Genomic DNA, 19,142 nt, shown 5'->3' with positions numbered 1-19,142 from the left:
AAAAGCAGCGCGTATAACCGGCGGGGTTATACGTTGCTGCTAAAAAATCGGATACAAATCTATTGTTTTGCCAGCTTTAATTCATCATCCAGCTCATATAATTTATACTTCCGGATCATGGACCTTACACGGCTTACCCATACATTTCCCGCGGAGGAGTAATTGGAATGGATCAGCTTGTCCAGCCAGGCGTTATAATCTTCGTTCCCTTTCATGGCGGGGTACCATTTCCTTTTGAGGATCAGCCTCACGAAGGAACGGTAAGAAGCCGTGTCTGTTTCATATTCGCGGTAAACGCTGCGGTAGGTTTCGCCGCGTTTGGCGAGGTTGTTCCTGCCCACTATCCCGAAATGGTTCCGCAGCAGTTTTGCATTTTTGCTGGTGCCGCTGCCGGATTCCAGCATGGCGACGCCCAGGATCACACTGGCGGGCACGCCGGTTTCTTTCATGAGGTTAACAGCAACGGGGGAGAATCTTTTGATGTAATTTTTGGGGGCTTTCTGTGCTGAAGCGGCCAGGCTGGTAACCATAAGGCCGCTGAGCAACAGGTTTCTTTTCTTTAAAAACATGCGTGTAAATTAAGTGGACCTATCTGCACAGGTAAGGCGTATTCACCCCGCAATATTACAGCAATATGGATACATATCCTGTAATTGATATGTTAATCAGTTGTAATTTAATGTAGGGACGCGGGTATCAGGCTGATTCTCAGGAAGAAGGAAAACAGGGAACAGGAGATTTGGATAACGGACAAAAGTAATGTACCTTTGGGTAAAATTACCCATTATGATCAAAAGACACAGTAAAGAAGGAACACCGGCCGCAGCAGCGGTGGCTTATACAGCCAGGGGCAACTTTTCTGTGTCCCGGTTCACCTGGCAGCTATTGGGGGCGGCGAGTTTCATCAAAGTAACGCCCACTTCCACCATAGACGTATTCAGGATCCTTCATGAAGGCATTCCCAAAAGCGCGGTGGACCACTTCTCGCAGTTCCTGGATATCCCCATGACGCTGATGGCGCCGCTGCTGAACATGTCTTACAAAACCCTCATCCGCAAAAAAGAGGACGAGAAGCTGGAAGATTATGTGAGCAGCCACATGTACGAAATTGCGGCTACCTATGCCATGGCCTTCGGCATTTTCCAGGACGCGGGCAAAGTAACGCGCTGGTTCAACAAGGAAAACAAAGCGCTCAACAATCAAAAACCCTTCGACCTGCTCAATACCCCCACCGGCATCAAACTCGTGACCCAGGTGCTCGGCCGTTTGGAAGAAGGCGTTTATTCCTGATCTATATGCTGGTTTACCGGATCGTTCAGAAAGAAGAAAGAACGCGGGACCTGTCCGGCACGGGCGCCTTCAAGTTCGGCGGCCGCTGGAACAATCCCGGCACCTTTGCGCTGTACACCAGCGAAAACCGCTCGCTGGCGATGCTGGAAACGCTCGTGCATGTAGACGATTCCGAGATGCCCCCCGATATGTTCATCATGGAGATCGGTATCAGCGACCAGGCGCCCGTATACGCATTCCCGGACGAGCGCCTGCCCGACCACTGGATGGAACCGGAAAATATCGAGCTGAAGGAAGAAGGGGACGCGCTGATGAAAGACCTCCGTTACCTGGCCATTAAAGTGCGCTCGGCAGTATTACCACAGGAATATAATTACATGCTCAACCCGCTGTTCCCCGGTTTCAATAACCTGGTGAAGGTGGTGAAGGTGACGCCTATTATCCCGGATATCCGGTTGTTCTGATATTATTTTACCCGTTCTTCTCATAGTGCTCTCCTATATCTCTCCTTAACCCGTCCTATACGTATCGTTCAGGTTGGGCTTACGTGAATAAAATATCAGTTTGAATAGTTGATATTTATTATTTATATTTCGTAATAGACCTCGTTATTTTTCACGTTATCGATAACCCAAATCCACACTATATGCAAAATGCCCTTAAATGCCTATCTGCAGCCCTGTTATTTTTGTTAATCAATACATCCTGCCAGAAGGCGGAGACACAGCCGGTGCCGGAAAAAAAGGTCCGCCTGGAATCGAAGAAAGCTGGCATTATTCCAAACTGTTGCGTGGTTTCGCTTAACGTGGGTGTCTGGGGTTTTTCCGTCTCTGCTTTTGGCAACACTCATTATTCTTACGGTAATTTGGTGGACCTAACGGGCATTGACCCTTCTAACCCTAATACAAATTCAGCTGCAATTTGCCTGATCCCATGTATGGATGAGCCCCTTCCTCCGCATGAAGAACTGCGAATGGAGAACTTTGTGATCACCGACATCTGGCTCGAAAAAGACAAAGTGACTCCCCGCACCTGCCCGCCTATGAGCAGCCCATGCACATGGACGCGCGAACAGATCATGTATTCCAGCGGAGGCGGTCTTGGCAGTGAAACAAAATACATCGGTTATGCACTGGACGAACTGACGACCATCAACGACATCATGCCACGGATCGAAGCGGAAGAGCCGTTAATGCTGATGATGATCCTCGAGCAACTGAAATGCAGGTTTTTCAGAAGGTATTCCGGCGACGCCCCGGAAATACCCTTCTTTTTAGCAGAAGAAGGTCATTTTGTAATTGCCATTTATGTAGACGGGACTGGCGAAACCGAAGACGAATACGGCAATCCCCAGCCCAATTACTCCCGTGCTGCAGTGCTTCAACCCGGATGGCAAGACCGGGAATATATCACCTGGGGACAAGCCTCCACCACGGTTGTAAGGCCTTTCTGGGGTATCGGTGATTATTATGCCACAGACGATTTTTATAATGGCCCCGGCGTTGATCCCTCTAAATTCTTCTTCTACGTATATACGCCTGACAATTGTACGATCAACGGGCCCTCATGCAATTAATACGTCGAACTTAAAAGTCAAAACCATGGCCAGTTAACAGTATCGTAATATTCACAAAAAAAAGACCGTCCCGGCTAAACCGGGACGGTCTTTTACGTTTATCATTCACCCGCTTATTTCGGCAGGTCCAGTTTCAGGCTCAGTTCATCCAGCTGCACCTGGTCTATTTCGCTTGGTGCGTCCAGCATCACGTCGCGGCCGGAGTTGTTTTTCGGGAAGGCGATGAAGTCGCGGATGGTTTCGCTGCCGCCCAGCAGGGAGCAGAAACGGTCGAACCCGAAGGCGATGCCGCCGTGCGGGGGAGCGCCGTATTCGAATGCGCCCAGCAGGAAGCCGAATTTGTGAGCGGCTTCTTCTTTGCTCATGCCGAGGGCGGAGAACATTTTTTCCTGGAGATCGCGCTGGAAGATACGGATAGAGCCGCCGCCGATCTCAGTGCCGTTCAGCACGATGTCGTATGCATTGGCTTTGATCTGGCCGTATTGCGAAGGATCAGCCATGAGGTGGATATGCTCAGGTTTCGGGGCCGTAAAGGGATGGTGACGGGCCACCCAGCGGTTGTCTTCCTCCGCGTATTCGAACAACGGGAAGTCTATTACCCACAGGGGTTTGTACACATCTTTATCGCGCAGGCCCAGGCGCTCGCCCATTTCCAGGCGAAGCTCGCTCATGGCTTTGCGGGTGCGTTCTTCTTTACCCGCCAGTATCAGGATGAGGTCGCCGGGAAGCGCCTGGCACTGGTCTGCGAACAGCCGCAGGCCGCGTTCGTTAAAGAACTTGTCCACAGAGCTTTTCAGCGAACCGTCTGTATTGTATTTAATGTACACGAGGCCGTTCATGCCGATCTGCGGGCGTTTCACCCATTCAGTCAGCTCGTCCAGCTGCTTGCGGGTGTATTCGCTGCAACCGGAAACATTGATGCCTACTACCAGCTCCGCATCGTCGAACACCTTGAAACCGTTGCCACGGGCGGGTTCGCCGAGGTCCACGAGCTTCATTTCAAAACGGATGTCCGGCTTGTCGTTGCCGTAATATTTCATGGCGTCGTCCCAGGTCATGCGGGGGAACGGCTCGTGGAACTCAATGCCTTTGATCTCGCGGAAAACGTGTTTGGTCATTTCCTCGAAGTTGGACAGGATGTCTTCCTGGTCCACGAAGCTCATTTCACAGTCTATCTGCGTGAATTCAGGCTGGCGGTCCGCACGGAGGTCCTCGTCGCGGAAGCACTTCACGATCTGGTAATAACGGTCGTAACCGCTCACCATCAGCAGTTGCTTGAACGTTTGCGGCGACTGCGGCAGAGCGTAGAACTGGTTAGGGTTCATACGGCTGGGCACCACGAAGTCGCGCGCGCCTTCGGGCGTGCTTTTGATGAGCACGGGCGTTTCTATATCCATAAACCCACGGCTGTCCAGGAAGTTCCGCACGGAGCGGTTTACCCTGTAGCGGAGGTCGAGGTTTTGTTTTACGATATTGCGGCGCAGGTCCAGGTAGCGGTATTTCATGCGCAGTTCGTCGCCGCCGTCCGTTTCATCCTGGATGGTGAAGGGGGGCGTTTTGGAACTGTTCAGCACAGTGAATTCCGTAGCGGTTATTTCGATATCGCCGGTGGGGATGTTGTTGTTCTTTGCTGTACGTTCGGTAACGGTGCCTTTCACCTGGATCACGAATTCCCGGCCGAGGGGCTGCTCGTCCAGCCGGGCATTGAGCGATTCGCCCAGCAGCAGCTGCGTGATGCCGTAGCGGTCGCGAAGGTCAACGAATGTGATACTACCAAACTTGCGGACGGTTTGCACCCATCCCGCCAGCGTTACCGGCTGGCCTACATGCTCCATGCGCAATTCTCCACAGGTGTGCGATCTGTACATTGTATACTATGCTTTTCTATTGATAAAGGAGGTCAAAGATAAGAACTGGATGCTGGAAAATCTACCTCAGTGCATTAAAATACCGTTTAATATCTATTTCCGGCGGCAGCGGAGCTTCCTCCAGCAGGTTTTTCACCAGGGCATCAGCTGCCCAGGGCGCGAGGGAACAACCTTTGGAACCCATGCCGTTAAAAATGCCCACCTGCGGGAACCGTGGATGCAGGCCCGCCATAGGCCGCCTGTCTGGCCCGGAGGGGCGTATGGCCGCAATATGGCTGGTTACTTCGAAATCCCTGCTCAGCAACTGTTTCAGCTGGCTTTCCAGGGTTTCACGGGCGGCGGCGGTGGGAAGCGCGTCCGTATAGTCCCAGGAGAAGGTGGCGCCCGCCCAGTACAGGCCGTCTTCCTGCGGCACCAGCGTAATGCCTTTTTTGATGATGTCCGCCGTGTGGAAAGGCAGCCGTACGATCAGCGCCTCGCCTTTATTGGGCAGGAATTTCAGCTTGCCGAACCATGGGTTCCGCGGGCTTTCCACGCCTTCGCAGAAGATAACAGCCCTGGCCTGCAGGTCTTCATACTCCACTCCTTTTTCCTTCAGTATAAGCTTACCCGTATCAAAGCGCTCCGTGCACACCTCCGCTGTTTCCCGCCAGGCGGGCAGCAGGCTGCTGAGCTGCACATTTGCGCCTTTCACGATGCCTGCGCCAAAGGGTTGCTGCAATTCTTCCGCATATCGTAGTTCCTGGGGCTGTTGCGAATACGGCGGAGGGCAGGCGGCAAAGGCATCGCGCATCTGCGCGGAAGGCCAAACGTTCCAGATATCCCTTTCATGGAAACAGCTGATCTGCAAAGCGGCCTCCATGGCCCGGTACGTCTTTTCCGCAAAAGGGTAGATGGAATCATACAGCCAGGCGGTTTCAAATTTCCGCCCGGATACGGGGTTGATGATCCCGGCGGCAGCGCGGGAAGCGCTGCGGGGGCGGGCATCGTCAAATATCAGCACCTGCTGCCCCGCTTGCTGCAGGAACCAGCCGAGCATGGTGCCTGCAATGCCCTGGCCTACCAGTATGTAATCGTATGTTCGCATAAAGCCGGGCAAAGGTAATGTTTATGGGGCGGATGTGTAATAAATGGCGCGTCCGGCGCCATGTTGTTGCAACTGCTTCATCTTCACCAGATTTTCCAGGTGTTTTTTGATCGTATTGCGGTTGGCGCCTGCCTCACAACCTTTTCACGGCCTTCAACGTTTTTACCAGCGATTCCGCCGATTCCAGGTCATTCGCCAGGCGGTTATAGTAGAATCTATGGATCTTGCCATCCGGTCGTACGATCATAAGAGAAGGCAGGGCGTTGATGCCATAGTATTGCATCATTTCATGTTTGAAGCCCTTGCCGTTCGTGTACAGATTGACGGCGCGGCCGGAAGTATATTTGCCGGATTGTATACTCTCCGTCCAGGTTTTTTTTCTGGTATCCGCACAAATACTGATGAACTGAATGCCAGGGTCGTCTTTGAGGTATTCTTCGGCCTGCTTTACAGCGTCTTGGTAAATGGCAGAACAGGCGCCGCAGCCAGTGAACCACATATCGATGAAAATGGTTTTGCCTTTATAATCGCTCAGCCGGTGGTATTTTCCTTTTGTGTCTTGCAGACTGAAATCATACGCGGTCAAACCGGGCATCTTCCCGAGCAGACGGTCCATTATGTGCAGGCTTATGGAATCGCGGATGAGTGTGGCTGCGTATCGATAAAGCGTATCGATATGCTCACTTCCCTGGCCGATCATCAATACTTTTACAAGTATCCTGTCGCGAAGCGGGCCGGTGAAGTTTGCCGTAACGGTCTTGAGATTTGCATCGTGATCTTCGTAGCCATATTTGATGTAGTTATCGAAATTTATCTTTTGAGATATGAATTCAATGTATTTGGATGATTCAGGCAACACGTCCGGCGAAACCGGGATGGCAAGCCGGTTAATCATGCTCCTGTTATAGGCTTCGAGGAAATGCTGCCGTGCCATCCGGTTACCCTGTACTTTGTCGCACCGGTTCTTTACATGAAAGAAATAAGAGCCGATGCCATAGCTGGCAGCGATGGCGTCAGCTTTACAAAGCTGATAATAAAAATCAGGAATGCTGGCCCTTGCCGCATCCAGTACCTGCAATGAAGCGTTGATCTGGAAGAAGTAAGGGTCGTGAAAGCTGGAATTGGTGGTGTCCATCCAATAGGCCAGGTGATAATCGGGCGTCAGGTTCCGGGCCGAATCCAGCTTATCTTTCACTTCATATTTTGAAGCGCCTGTGCCTCCGAAGGAGCATTGGTAGCGATAATGCCCTCCCATCATCGTGCTTCCGAGGCGCGGAGGAGCAACGGTGATGGTGACATCGTCGCCTGTTTCCCAGAAATAATTAGAGAGGAAAGGAATGAAAGGCCGCCGGCCATGGAACGGGTTGCCGGCCGGCGGTTTCTGATTGATTGAAAAATACCCATACGGAGCGGCTGCCACTACCCTGAATACATACCGGCCGTATTTGTCGCTATGCACGGCATAGATTTTCTCTTTCCCGTCATTTTCTTTGAAGAAAGACGGGTTTAGTGAGAGGAACAAGGAATCGTCTTCCACCGGAAGCTGGGTTATTACCGTGATCGTAAAGGAAGATGTTGCAGGCGCGGCATGGCTGATCCTGTAAAAGAGCATGCACATCAACCATGTAAAGCTGAAAAGTATTTTCATAAAAATTTTCTTAACGTTCATTTTGTTCAACACCTGAGAGAATTTCTGCCGGAGGAATGGGAAGCGTATACCGTTTATCATTGGGCTGTAACGTATAGGTAATGCCGTTTGCAACCCTGGTAATGGTTACGGCAAATTGCGGATCCTTGTTCAGCCTGCGGAGATCTTCCCAGCGGAGCTGGCCAGTAAAGGGCAGTTCCTTGCGTCGCTCGCGGATAATAAGACGCAGCGCTTCATGCGCGTTGCCGGCTTCGAAACCGGTAAAAGTGCCGGTAACATAACGGTTGCGCAGCAGTTTATTCAGGTCGTTCATGGCGAGAATGATATTTCCTTTCCGGGCATTACATTCAGCCCTGATCAGGTACAGCTCATTGGTGGCAATGCCTGCAAAATTATAGCGATTGCCTGCATAGCTTCCCCAGAACTGTACTTTTTCATCTCCATTATCTTTGTAGATAAGCGTTTTGCGCAGATCGTCCTGGTCATAGGAGCGATAAAGTATGGAATCGGCAAACTGTACACCTGGAAGGGCCCATGTAACGGATGTGCCAGCTGTGAATGCATAGAATATGACCTCCGGGTTTGACATGCCTGGTACCAGGGTAAACGCCGGGAAGCGGAAATTACTGTTTGGATTGATGATCGTACGGTTGTTGTAATCCAGTAAAACATCATATGCGGTAAGCGCCTTGTTGGAATACGACAAAGCGCTGTCGTATGCTTCCATGCTTAAATAGATCTTTGCCAGGAAGCCGTAAGCCGCTGCTTTATTGGGCTTGGTGGCATAGGATGCATTTATGGGCAATGTAATGACGGCTGTTTTCAGATCGTTCAGCATCTGGTCATAAGTGGCTTTCACGCTGGAACGCATATTTATGACGTTGGGGTCGGAGGTGGAACGTAACACAAGACCGGCGTCTGTTGCCGCCGATGCTTCCGAATAAGGTTTACAATAGGTTTGTGAAAGATTATAATAGCTGATGGAGCGGAAGAAGAGTGCCTCGGCCTGCAGTAACCGGTGCTGGTCGGGATTGGCGGAGCTTTCTACTTTGGCTAATCCTTCCAGTATGAGATTGGCATACAATATTTTTTGGTATAAAGGGCCGTAATCAAGGGAAGCGCGGTCGTTCAGGTAGATCACCTTATCCCAGATGTAGAGATTCCTATCTGTTTCCGATACGGCGCTAAAGTTTTGGCTGGTGACTATGAGATTATCCGTACCTGTCAACCCGAAAATACCATAGCCTTGATTGAAAATATTGCTGTTATGCAGCATATCGTCAAAATCGCTCAGTGTTCTGGGCGTTACGTCGGTATTCTGGCGCTTTATGTCCAGCCATTCATCCTGTTTTGTACAGGCGGTCTGCAGGAGGATAAGTTGGCAGAGTATATATAGTTGGAATAAGTGTTGCAGTTTCATACTTGATGAGGTATTGGTGTCAGAAATTTGCTTTAACGCCGAATGAGAGGGTGAATGGAGCAGGAATGGAATTATAGTCGTAATTGTATGGATCGATACCATAATCGTTTGCCCTCCATAAAATACCGATATTATTGGCATATCCGTATAATTGAAGCGTTTCAAACGGGAGGCCATGTTTTTTCAGGCTGGTAAAGTCATATCCTATCCGGATGTCCTGCAAACGGATGTGATCGGCTTTTTCTACCAGCGTTTCGGAATACTGGTAAAAGATATGCCTGTTACTATTGGAGGGATAGGTCATTGATGGTACGTTGGTAATCAGTTCATCGCCTGGCTTCTGCCAGCGGTTGTCATAATCAACGTTCTGATTTAGAGTAGACTGGAGGAAGTCACTGTAATTCAGGCTGGTGGAAGGGCGGCGGAAATAATGACCTCCTTCGTACACGATATTCAGGGATAGCGAAAAGCCTTTAAAGGAAAGATCGTTCCGTATAGCGCCCCACAGCACGGGCCTTGTAGGGCCTTTATATACCAGGCTGTCCGGATCATAATTGGCAATGATAGCTGTATAATCCGTGCTTATCTTGCCGTTCAGGATGCCCTGCGGATCGCCGTTCACCGGATCCAGACCGGCCCATTTGTAGCTGAACAGGCTGTATAGCGGCCTTCCTTCGAGCGCTATGCCTGAAGGATTGTACTGCATGCTGGAAGAATTGGCGGGAACTCCGTAGCTGGTCACTTTATCCTTTATATAATTCATGATAAAGCCGGTTTGCCATTTGAATTTCCGGTTGATGTTGTTGCTGTTGACGGACAATTCAATGCCATGCGCCCTGGTGCTGGCAGAGTTTTGCAGGATGCTGCCAGAGCCGGTTTGCGGCGGACGTGTAACGGTCTGCAACAGGTCGAGCCCTTCTTTTTTGTATAATTCCAGGGAGCCGTACAGAATATCTTTTGCTGCTCTGAAGTCGATGCCTACATTGATGATCTTTATTTTTTCCCACCTGAGCTCCGGGTTGCCGGGGGTAATATTCTGAATGGTGGTTTCGCCTGTCAGCGAGCTGGTACTGTAAATGCCGGTGGAATAGGCGGAGCCGTTGTAAACGTTGCCGTTGAAACCGTAGGTGGCCCTCAGCTTCAGGTAAGGGAACCAGCCGGAACGATAAAATGTTTCCCGGCTGATGTCCCAACCAAGTCCGGCAGACCATAAGGGCGTTATTTTCTGGTTGGTCTTCACGCCGAAGATATTGGCGCCGTCCCTTCTACCGCTGATAGTGAAAGTGTACAGCTTTTTGTAGGTGTATGCGGCATTGGCATAATAGGAAATATAACGGTAGATGCCTTTTCTTTCCATTCCGTCGGGCGCCAGCTCGCTATAACCCAATGTGGATGAACCGGCAGGAGTAGTGGGATAAGCGGTGTTGTAATTCAGGTTCATGTTAACGGTGCCATTATCCTTGTTATAGCCGGCCAGGACATTGCGCATGCTGCTGTTCCGCAGCTCCTTCACTTCAGCTCCCGCAATGGCAGTTATGTCGTGATCGTTTTGAATGGTGTGGTTAAAGGACAATTGGCCGCGCAGATTATCGGCATGCAGCGTACTGTTATTCAGAATGAGAACACCGCCATTCGGCGCATAGTAAGTGAATTTATGCGTGACCGGATCATATTGCGTAAACATGTTGTAGAGGTTACGCATGGCATAACTTTGCGGGTCTTTTATTTCCCGGTCGGTTACGATCTGTCTTTCGTTCTGGTATTGCAGCGATGCGTGCAGAAAAGGCATGATCCTGTATTTAACGGCTACATTCAGCAACAGGTTGTTGCCCTCGCTGCTCCGGTCCGCCAGCCTGATCTCGTCCAGCGCGCGATAGCGCCAGTCCCTGAAACCGAGCGCTTCCACACTGTCGAGGTACGTTGCCCGGTAATCCCTGATGGTTGGCAGCGCATTGCCCTTATCATCTGCCAGCTGTGCATATGGGAAGAGGCTGCCATATTTGCTGCTATAGCCAAAATAAGCCGTATATACGAGGCCATAAGCAGCGGGATTGTTGTTGCTGGCGCGGGTATTGGCATAATTTACACTGGTAGTGATCTCCAGATTTTTAACGGGAGTATAGGTGGCTGAAGAGTGGAGGGTAAACCGTTGATCGCTGGTTCTGACGGCATTCTTCTGGTTTTGATCGTACCCGGTGGAAAAAGTATAGGCAATTTTATTGCTGCCACCGCGCAGCCCTATGGAATATTGCTGGTTCACCGATTTGCGCAGCGTGTATTTCGAAAAATCATTCCGGACGTCCAGCTTTCTAAACGCATTGATCTGCGCATCCGCTTCCGCAGCGGAGATAAGCCCTTCCCGCTGTTTTACCAGTATGTCGATTACCGGCGTAAGAGCAGGTCTGTTGGCGGTATTGCTGATATCGGCATCAAAGAAGTGTTCATTGAAGAGCAATTGCTCTACATCTATAAAATCTGAAGAATGCATCACATTCCGGAGATAGAACAGGTCGGGCTTATTGCCAATGGTCAGGTTCGCGTTCACTTCCACTTTAAGGGGCTGATTGAGCTTTCCTTTCTTCGTAGTGATAACGATCACGCCGTTCCCGCTTTGGGCGCCCCAGATACTGGCTGCCGCAGCGTCTTTCAGGATGGTGATGGATTCCACATCATTCGGGTTGATGTTGCTGATATTGCCTTCATATGGAAAGTTGTCGAGCACAATCAGCGGCTTGCTGTTTATGGAGCTGTGCAAGGTGCTTTCGCCCCTCACCCTGATATCGGGCCCCTGGCTATTGTCCGGCAAAAAGTATAAGCCGCCCGCAACACCATTCAGGCGGCTAAGGATATCCGTAGAAACCCTGCGGTTGATCATTCCCTCCCCGACCTGTGTAAATGAGCCGGTGGCGCGCTCTTTTGGAATTTGCTGGTAGCCGGTGCTTACAACGGCAACTTCATCCAATTTATTTACATCAACATTAAGTTGGACTAATATGGTTTTACCTTTTACTGGTATCTCTCTTGTTTCAAAACCAATGGATCTAATAATAAGGATATCCTTATCACCTATTTTCGGGACATTAAAAATTCCTTGATTATCGGTGGTTGCGCCCAGGGATGTACCTTTAATCATTACTGTAGCGCCGGGTATGGGCTTTCCGTCTGCGGAGGTCACAACTCCGGTTACAGTAATGAGGGTATCTTCGGCGGAAGAAGAGGATACCACCGGTTCAAACGCGGCGGTTGGTTTTTCAACGTTTTCAATCCGTATCACATTTTCGCGTATGTTCCATTGCAATGCCTTTCCTTTCAACAGTGCGTCCATAACCTCCCCTACCTTCTTGTCCTTTACGGTTATCGTAACTTTTTCATTTTTCAGCACGCCTGTATTTTCGAACATGATCACTACATCGGCTTTCGCCTCAATGGCGGTAAAGATCTGCTGTATTGGGATGTTTTTATAATCCAGGGAGATAATGGTGTGTTCGTTGCCTTGCGCATGCCCCGGGGCAGCCAGGAGAACCCCTGCGGTTGCCATAATAGCGCTAATGATGAATGTGCCTGCTCGCATGATGAATCTTCCGCACCCCTTGAGAAAGGCCGGGTGCGACAGCCTGTTAATACAAACTGTAATGATATTTTGCATATCTTGCAATTGGTTTAGAAATGTTTTAAACTGAAATGTTTCGGACCATGCCCCTTCAATGCTGTCCAGGCTGGGAGGGGCTTTTCTTCCTTTGTGAGCGTGCTATGGTACGCTGTCTATATGCATAATGTTCATTGGTTCGGTTGATAAAATGTTCCTGTCAGTGTCCCTACGCTATACAATAGACTAAAAACTTACTGGCAGTCACTAACCGGATGTGATATTTTTTTTAATTTTTCTGAACTACGCAAAAAGATTTATTTTTCGCTGCCGCTGAATATGCTTGGCCGGCACTTCCATTGTACATGATGATCCTAATACATGAGAAAGTTCGGGAAGACCGGCGGGATGGAAGTTTTGCCTGCCTGCATCCGGGAAGTGGCCATCAAGGCAGGATGAATGTTATTTTAGCCACACAGATATTTTAACCATAGCAGTTTGACTATCAACGCATTCATTATTTTAGATTTGACTATAAAATGCTAATACCGTGCAGCAGGGAGGGGTGAATTATAATACCATACTGGAGCGGCTGAAGGCATCCGACCTGGATGCTTTCGACACCCTCTATATACATACCCGCGAACGTTTGTTCGTTTATGCGCTTTCTTTTCTAAAGGACGAGGCCGCGGCCCAGGACCTGGTACAGGATCTGTTCAGCGATTTCTGGGAAGACAAATTATTCCTGGACGTTCATTCCGGCCTGGTCAGCTACCTTGTCCGCGCGGTTCATAATCGCTGCCTGGTGATCCTGAAAAAGGAACAGAACCGGCAAAAGCTTAAAAAGCTGTTCGATTATACCGAGGGCAGCAGGGTGGCCCTGGACGATCAACTGGAAAACCGGGAGCTGCGCCAGGAAATTGAGGCCGCCATCAACAAATTGCCGCCCATGCCGGCCAGGGTGTTCCGGCTGCATTACATTGAAAAATTAAGCTACGCGGAGATCGCGTGCATGCTGAACATCACCCCGGCCACGATCAGCAACCACATGACCCGGGCATTGAAGTCGCTGCGGGAAAGCTTAAAAAAAAATTAACGACCGGTTAGTGATGACGCCCCGGAAAATAGTCATTATAGTATGATGGACAAATTGACCGAAGAAGAAAGATTTTTGTTACTGGGCAAGGTGACAGGTACGCTTACCCAGGAAGAAGAGGTAGCATGGGAGCATTTGTTCAACAGTAACCCGGATGCCCGCACTGCTTACGCCGGGTTGGCGAACCAGTTGCCTGTCGAAGCGACGCAGGCTGGTTTTCGCGGGAATATGGCCAAGCGCCCTTGGCGCGACCTGGCAGCAGAGTTCCGCGACCAGCAGCAGGTCGCTGGCAAAGTAGCGCATATGCGGCACTATAAAAAATCATGGGTGGCCGCCGCTGTTCTCGTAGGGATATTGGCAGGGGCCGGGATACTATGGAACACAATTAATAAAACCAGTAAGGATGCCCTGACAACCAAGGCAAAACCGGGCATAGAACTGAAACTGGCCGGTGGAAAAATTATCGATCTCTCCAAGCAGCAGGGAGGCATTGATGCTGGTACCGTCCGTCTTAACAACAGCAATAAAACCCTGTCCTATGCCACAGGCAGCGACCAAGCGGCGGCAGGCGTTAATACGCTCACTGTGCCAATTGGCATGGACTATAAGCTCCATCTCGCAGATGGCAGCGAGGTATGGCTCAATTCAGCTACGGAGCTGGAATTCCCGCTTTCTTTTGCGGGCCAAACGCGGGAGATCACCATCCGCGGTGAAGCTTACCTGAAGGTAACAAAGGACGCCGCCAGACCATTCATCGTACATCTGCCGCATAGCACAGTGGAGGTGCTCGGCACAGAATTTAACGTCAATACCTATGATTCCGGCGTGGTAAAAGTAGCGCTGGTCGAAGGGGCCGTGAATTTACGGGCCACCACAAGGGAAAGCAAACTGACGCCTGGCAAACAGGCCATTTACCATGCAGGTGGGCCTATCCTGCAGGAGATCTTCGATGCACGGCAGGTGCTCAGCTGGAGAAAAGGACTGTTCTATTTTAATAATGCCAGCCTCGAAGAGATCAGCAAGGTGGTGCCCCGGTGGTATGGCGTCCAGGTAATGATAGATGACCCGGCGATCCTGTCCCGCAGGTTTAGCGGGGTGATCAACCGCAACCGCCCGATAGCCATCTTTTTAGAGGACCTGAAAGTAATCTCCCATATTGATGCCCGGATAGACCAGGCGGGAATCCTGCATTTTAAGTAGGCAGTGGTCCTTGCCGCCTGCCAGGTTTCACATCATAAGCGTGAAGAACACCTCGTATGCCAAGCCTGGCATGCAGGCAACTTTTTGTTCTTCGACATGTAGCTATTCCTTCCGCTATGAAGAATATTCATATGCATATAGCCCCGAAGACCGGTGTAAAAGCACCGGTCATATTTCATTCATTTACCAGTGATGACAAATTCCCTTATCCCGTTGGGAATTTTTCTTCCGATCCTTGTGCTCGTCCCGCGATTCGAACTGCCCAACAGCTAAATTCCGCAAAAGCCTTTCCACTTCCTGGTCGCTTAATCTTGCACCCTCTATTCGCGTTGATGAACCGATACTCTCAATAGTGGCTATACGCTTCAAACCGGAGAGCTGTTCGGGCAAAAGGTGCCCCAACGCTTTCCATGCCCCTTTAAATTCATCAATTTCTGCAATCAATGATAACATCTGCGGGGTAATGCTTAAAGAAGATATATGACCATACCTACAAGTTACCCAATTATACCCAATTTAAAAATCACAACTAATTGTTATTCAATGTCTAAAAAATTATTACCCACAATATTATTACCCAATTACACCCGATTCCACCCGGAACCCTCCAAACAAAAAACCCCGTCGCTTCAACAGCAACGGGGCTTTAACTATTTCACAGCTTAGTACAATCAGGCGGGTACGCCTTTCAGCACTTCGGCCATTTTCTTTCCGATGTCAGCAGGACTGTCCACCACATGAACGCCGCAGGCGCGCATGATCTTCATTTTGGCAGCGGCAGTATCGTCTGCGCCGCCGATGATAGCGCCTGCATGGCCCATACGGCGGCCGGCAGGAGCGGTTTGGCCTGCAATGAAGCCTACCACGGGTTTGCGGGGGTTCGCCTTGATCCATTCAGCAGCTTCTGCTTCCATGCTGCCGCCGATCTCGCCGATCATGATGATCGCGTCTGTTTCGGGGTCGTTCATCAGCAGTTCCACCGCATCTTTGGTGGGAGTGCCAATGATCGGGTCGCCACCGATACCGATAGCGGTAGATACGCCCAGACCGGCTTTCACCACCTGGTCCGCCGCTTCGTAAGTGAGGGTACCTGATTTGGAAACGATGCCCACACGGCCTTTCTTGAAGATAAAGCCGGGCATGATGCCTACTTTGGCTTCTTCCGCGGTGATCACACCGGGGCAGTTAGGGCCTATCAGGCGGGTATTATGATTTACCAGGTAGTTCTTGGCTTTCACCATGTCCTGTACCGGGATTCCTTCTGTGATACAAACCACCAGCGCAATGCCTGCATCGGCAGCTTCCATGATCGCGTCTGCCGCAAATGCCGGCGGAACGAAAATGATGGACACATTCGCACCCGTTGCCTTTACAGCATCCGCCACGGTATTGAATACCGGGCGCTCCAGGTGGCTGCTGCCGCCTTTGCCGGGGGTAACGCCACCTACCACGTTGGTGCCGTACTCAATCATTTGTGTGGCATGGAAAGTACCTTCGGTACCGGTAAATCCCTGCACAATCACTTTACTATGCTTATTTACTAAAACACTCATCGCGCTTGATTTAATTAATTTTTTACGTTAAGGTGGGGCAAAAATAACGGATAAGGGCGAAAAAGAAAAGGAAAGGCCATTTAGTTGAAGAATATTAACTATTTGTTACCGCCGCCGGCCTGTTTGGCACGCCAGTTCTTGTCGCGGAACATCTCCATCTTCCGCATCTCCTTGATGTCCTGGAAGAACTCGGACGCAAAAATGAAGTCGTTCAGCAGCTTGTCGTCGCTGAAAATGATGTCCTCATTGCTGCCCTCCCATTGTTTTTTGCCCTGGTGCATGTAAATGATATGGTCGCCGGATTCCATCACGGTGTTCATATCATGGGTGTTCACTACGGTGGTGATGTTGTATTCCACCGTAATGTCCTTGATGAGCTTATCGATAATGAGGGAGGTTTGCGGGTCGAGGCCGGAGTTGGGCTCGTCCACGAACAGGTATTTGGGGTTCAGCACGATGGCACGGGCAATGCCTACACGCTTTTTCATCCCGCCGGAGATCTCGGCGGGGAATTTTTTGTTGGCGTCTTTCAGCTCCACACGGTCCAGGCACTCCTGCATCCTTTTCCTGCGCTCCTTGTAGCTCATGTTCGAAAACATGTCCAGCGGGAACATGATATTCTGCTCCACGGTCATACTGTCAAACAGGGCGGAACCCTGGAACAGCATGCCGATCGCCTGGCGGATGGGCTTCTTCTCATGGTCGTCCATCGCGGTAAAGTCTTCGCCGTTGTACAGCACGGTGCCGCTGTCCACTTTTATCAGCCCCACCATACATTTCATCAGCACGGTTTTGCCGCTGCCGCTGGCGCCGATGATCAGGTTCGTTTTACCCGGCTCCATGTTGGCGGACACATCTTTCAGTATCTCCTTATCCCCAAAGCTCTTCCGGATGTTTTTCAGTTCTATCATCTGTTCGTGTCTTGTAATTATAGTTTAAAGCAGCAGCGCGGCCAGCGCATAGTCGGCAAACAGGATCAGCACACAGCTCACCACCACGGCCGTTGTACTGGCGCGGCCTATTTCCAGGGCGCCGCCGGTTACATTGTAGCCGTAATAGGCCGGTATGCTGGAAATGATGAAGGAATAGGTATATGCCTTGCTCAGGGCGAAGAACACGTTATACCCGTCGAACGATTGCCTGAGGCCCTGCATGAACTGTTCATGGGAAATGATACCGCTCATCTTGCCCGCTTCGAGCCCCCCGAAAATACCGAGGAAGGCGGCGATGACCACCAGTGCGGGGATCGTGATAAGGGCGGCGAGTATCTTGGGGCCGATGAGGTAGGCTTTTGTGTTGATGCCCATGATCTCCTGGGCGTCTATCTGCTCGGATATGCGCATATTCCCCAGCTCGGAGGCTATTTTGGAGCCAACCACCCCGCCCAGCACGATACAGACCATCGTGGGCGCCAGCTCAAGGATCAGCGTATCCCTCACCACCTGCGCGATGGTGGACTTGGGGATGAAGCCGCTTACCAGCTGGTAAGCTGTTTGCACGGTGGTTACCGCGCCCAGGAAGAGGGAGATGATCACCACGATGCCAAGGGAGCCCAACCCTATGTCCACACACTGTTTCATGAATTCCTTCCAATACATCCGCATGTTCTCCGGGCGGGAGAACATTCCTTTCAACATCAGCAGGTACCTGCCGAAATGGTAAAAAAATCTAAACTCCATAACTCGTCAAAGATACTGGGAAAAACAATTTGAATATCATTTATCGCAAGCTGCCTACCAGCAGCCGCTTGAGGCTCCGCTCGATAATTTCACCCATGGTGGAACAACGGGCAAAAACCGCGTCGTTGTAATGCTGGGCCAGCTCCTCGCCCAGCTGCTTTATTTTCCCGGGAAAGGATACACGATCTGTCATGATCACGTCCCGCAGGTCTTTGATGCGATGCCGCTGCACCTTGATGCGGCGGGCGATGAGCGAGCGTTCTTCCTGCTGGTACTGCTTCACCACTTCGGCGTTCAGGTGCTTCATGGCCAGCTCCACGAACACGCGGTTCTCCTTGAAGAACTGGGGCATGTAGAGCGTTTTTTTGCCTTCGTAGAACTGCTGGTCGAAGTCTATGGCGCGGATGCGGAACTGCACATCGTCGAAGTCGGGCGTGATGTCGAAAATAAAATTATAGGACCGCATATCCCCCAGCAGCCGCACGAAACAACGTTCGTTGAACTTCACGAACTCCTTGGCGATGCGTTTGGGATTGAATTCCGGCCGGTCCAGGTAGTCTTTGGCAAACTGGTCGCCCGGCACCCCGGCGATGTGTTCTTCCACCAGCGTATTCCCGTCTACCAAAAAGTTCATCCAGTAAGGGCTGAGGATATGTTCCAGCTCCAGCCCGTAAATGCGCGAGGCGTCCGCTATCTTGATGTAGAAATAATCGTACACCTCGTTGTAGTTGTTCACGATCTTGATGCGGAAGGGATGGCTGTTGCCGAAAGTGCAGTAGTCTATCCGCTCGATGTGCAGGTGCTCTTCGGCCGCCTGGTCGCCGCCGGCCTTGAGGATGGAATAGATGCGCTTGAGGCCGGCCTGTATGGGGCCTACCATGCTCTGGGGGTACATCACGGATTCCCACAGCGTGTCTTTGCCCTGCTTGTCGTACACGGGAATGCCGTAATCGTAATATTTCAGTTCTTCGTAACTGAGCGGCAGCTTCACTTCGCGCTCATACAGCTTCAGGTAGTTCCTGAAAGCCGGGTTCAGCGGGAAAAATATCTTCTTGCGGGAAATGGATTGCATCCCGAAATTTACGAATTATCCGGTCTGCCCGTGCAGGTAAAGAAAAACCGCCCTGGAATATCGGGGC

General features: G+C 50.7%; 16 protein-coding genes. 5 read left to right on the top strand and 11 right to left on the bottom strand.

Features of this window, described 5'->3' with window-relative positions; all coding sequences use genetic code 11:
• Positions 1 to 59 precede the first annotated feature (59 nt).
• On the bottom strand, positions 60 to 569 hold the full coding sequence (locus ACTJIK_RS05515) for a glucosaminidase domain-containing protein (RefSeq protein WP_440645354.1): 510 nt from the start codon (positions 567 to 569) through the stop codon (positions 60 to 62).
• Between the two features lie 217 nt (positions 570 to 786).
• Here ACTJIK_RS05515 and parS point away from each other — a divergent pair, with 217 nt between their 5' ends.
• The 3 genes from parS to ACTJIK_RS05500 all read left to right on the top strand — a co-directional run bounded on the left by parS (position 787) and on the right by ACTJIK_RS05500 (position 2,866).
• Positions 787 to 1,290 (top strand): type II RES/Xre toxin-antitoxin system antitoxin, encoded by a 504-nt coding sequence (gene parS, locus ACTJIK_RS05510; RefSeq protein WP_440645353.1) that lies wholly within the window; start codon positions 787 to 789, stop codon positions 1,288 to 1,290.
• A 5-nt stretch (positions 1,291 to 1,295) separates the two neighbouring features.
• Complete coding sequence (locus ACTJIK_RS05505) at positions 1,296 to 1,754, top strand: RES family NAD+ phosphorylase (protein WP_440645352.1); 459 nt, start codon at positions 1,296 to 1,298, stop codon at positions 1,752 to 1,754.
• Between the two features lie 473 nt (positions 1,755 to 2,227).
• Positions 2,228 to 2,866 (top strand): hypothetical protein, encoded by a 639-nt coding sequence (locus ACTJIK_RS05500; protein ID WP_440645351.1) that lies wholly within the window; start codon positions 2,228 to 2,230, stop codon positions 2,864 to 2,866.
• Positions 2,867 to 2,979: 113 nt separating this feature from the next.
• Here ACTJIK_RS05500 and aspS read toward each other — a convergent pair whose 3' ends face one another.
• From aspS to ACTJIK_RS05475, 5 genes are all read right to left on the bottom strand, one after another.
• Complete coding sequence (aspS, locus tag ACTJIK_RS05495; protein WP_440645350.1) at positions 2,980 to 4,734, bottom strand: aspartate--tRNA ligase; 1,755 nt, start codon at positions 4,732 to 4,734, stop codon at positions 2,980 to 2,982.
• Positions 4,735 to 4,795: 61 nt separating this feature from the next.
• Positions 4,796 to 5,821 (bottom strand): NAD(P)/FAD-dependent oxidoreductase, encoded by a 1,026-nt coding sequence (locus ACTJIK_RS05490; RefSeq protein ID WP_440645349.1) that lies wholly within the window; start codon positions 5,819 to 5,821, stop codon positions 4,796 to 4,798.
• Positions 5,822 to 5,954: 133 nt separating this feature from the next.
• Entirely contained in the window at positions 5,955 to 7,469 is a 1,515-nt protein-coding gene (locus ACTJIK_RS05485; protein WP_440645348.1) for a TlpA family protein disulfide reductase, read from the bottom strand.
• A gap of 10 nt (positions 7,470 to 7,479) precedes the next feature.
• Positions 7,480 to 8,889 (bottom strand): RagB/SusD family nutrient uptake outer membrane protein, encoded by a 1,410-nt coding sequence (locus tag ACTJIK_RS05480; RefSeq protein ID WP_440645347.1) that lies wholly within the window; start codon positions 8,887 to 8,889, stop codon positions 7,480 to 7,482.
• A 19-nt stretch (positions 8,890 to 8,908) separates the two neighbouring features.
• Positions 8,909 to 12,427, bottom strand: a complete 3,519-nt coding sequence (locus tag ACTJIK_RS05475; RefSeq protein WP_440645346.1) for a SusC/RagA family TonB-linked outer membrane protein — start codon at positions 12,425 to 12,427, stop codon at positions 8,909 to 8,911.
• Between the two features lie 598 nt (positions 12,428 to 13,025).
• Between ACTJIK_RS05475 and ACTJIK_RS05470 the strand changes: the two genes are divergently transcribed.
• Together ACTJIK_RS05470 and ACTJIK_RS05465 are read left to right on the top strand one after the other, a co-directional pair.
• Entirely contained in the window at positions 13,026 to 13,571 is a 546-nt protein-coding gene (locus ACTJIK_RS05470) for an RNA polymerase sigma-70 factor (RefSeq protein ID WP_440645345.1), read from the top strand.
• Positions 13,572 to 13,613: 42 nt separating this feature from the next.
• Positions 13,614 to 14,771 carry a FecR family protein gene (locus ACTJIK_RS05465; protein WP_440645344.1) on the top strand — a complete coding sequence of 386 codons (1,158 nt, stop codon included), beginning with the start codon at positions 13,614 to 13,616 and terminating at the stop codon, positions 14,769 to 14,771.
• 183 nt (positions 14,772 to 14,954) lie between these two features.
• On the opposite strand, the gene ACTJIK_RS05460 is transcribed toward ACTJIK_RS05465, so the two are convergent.
• The 5 genes from ACTJIK_RS05460 to ACTJIK_RS05440 form a co-directional block, all read right to left on the bottom strand.
• On the bottom strand, positions 14,955 to 15,224 hold the full coding sequence (locus ACTJIK_RS05460; protein ID WP_440645343.1) for a hypothetical protein: 270 nt from the start codon (positions 15,222 to 15,224) through the stop codon (positions 14,955 to 14,957).
• Positions 15,225 to 15,442: 218 nt separating this feature from the next.
• Positions 15,443 to 16,324: a succinate--CoA ligase subunit alpha gene (gene sucD, locus ACTJIK_RS05455; RefSeq protein ID WP_440645342.1), complete on the bottom strand. Its 882-nt coding sequence runs from the start codon at positions 16,322 to 16,324 to the stop codon at positions 15,443 to 15,445.
• Between the two features lie 98 nt (positions 16,325 to 16,422).
• Positions 16,423 to 17,235, bottom strand: a complete 813-nt coding sequence (locus ACTJIK_RS05450; RefSeq protein ID WP_440645341.1) for an ABC transporter ATP-binding protein — start codon at positions 17,233 to 17,235, stop codon at positions 16,423 to 16,425.
• Positions 17,236 to 17,259: 24 nt separating this feature from the next.
• Positions 17,260 to 18,003, bottom strand: coding sequence for an MlaE family ABC transporter permease (locus ACTJIK_RS05445; RefSeq protein ID WP_440645340.1), 744 nt, complete (start codon positions 18,001 to 18,003; stop codon positions 17,260 to 17,262).
• A gap of 40 nt (positions 18,004 to 18,043) precedes the next feature.
• Positions 18,044 to 19,075, bottom strand: coding sequence for a hypothetical protein (locus ACTJIK_RS05440; RefSeq protein WP_440645339.1), 1,032 nt, complete (start codon positions 19,073 to 19,075; stop codon positions 18,044 to 18,046).
• Positions 19,076 to 19,142: the final 67 nt, after the last annotated feature.

Source organism: Chitinophaga sp. 22620 (assembly GCF_052044405.1).
GTDB lineage: Bacteria > Bacteroidota > Bacteroidia > Chitinophagales > Chitinophagaceae > Chitinophaga.
The sequence above is the reverse complement of the archived record's forward strand: the minus strand, read 5'-3'. Positions and strand labels throughout refer to the sequence as shown.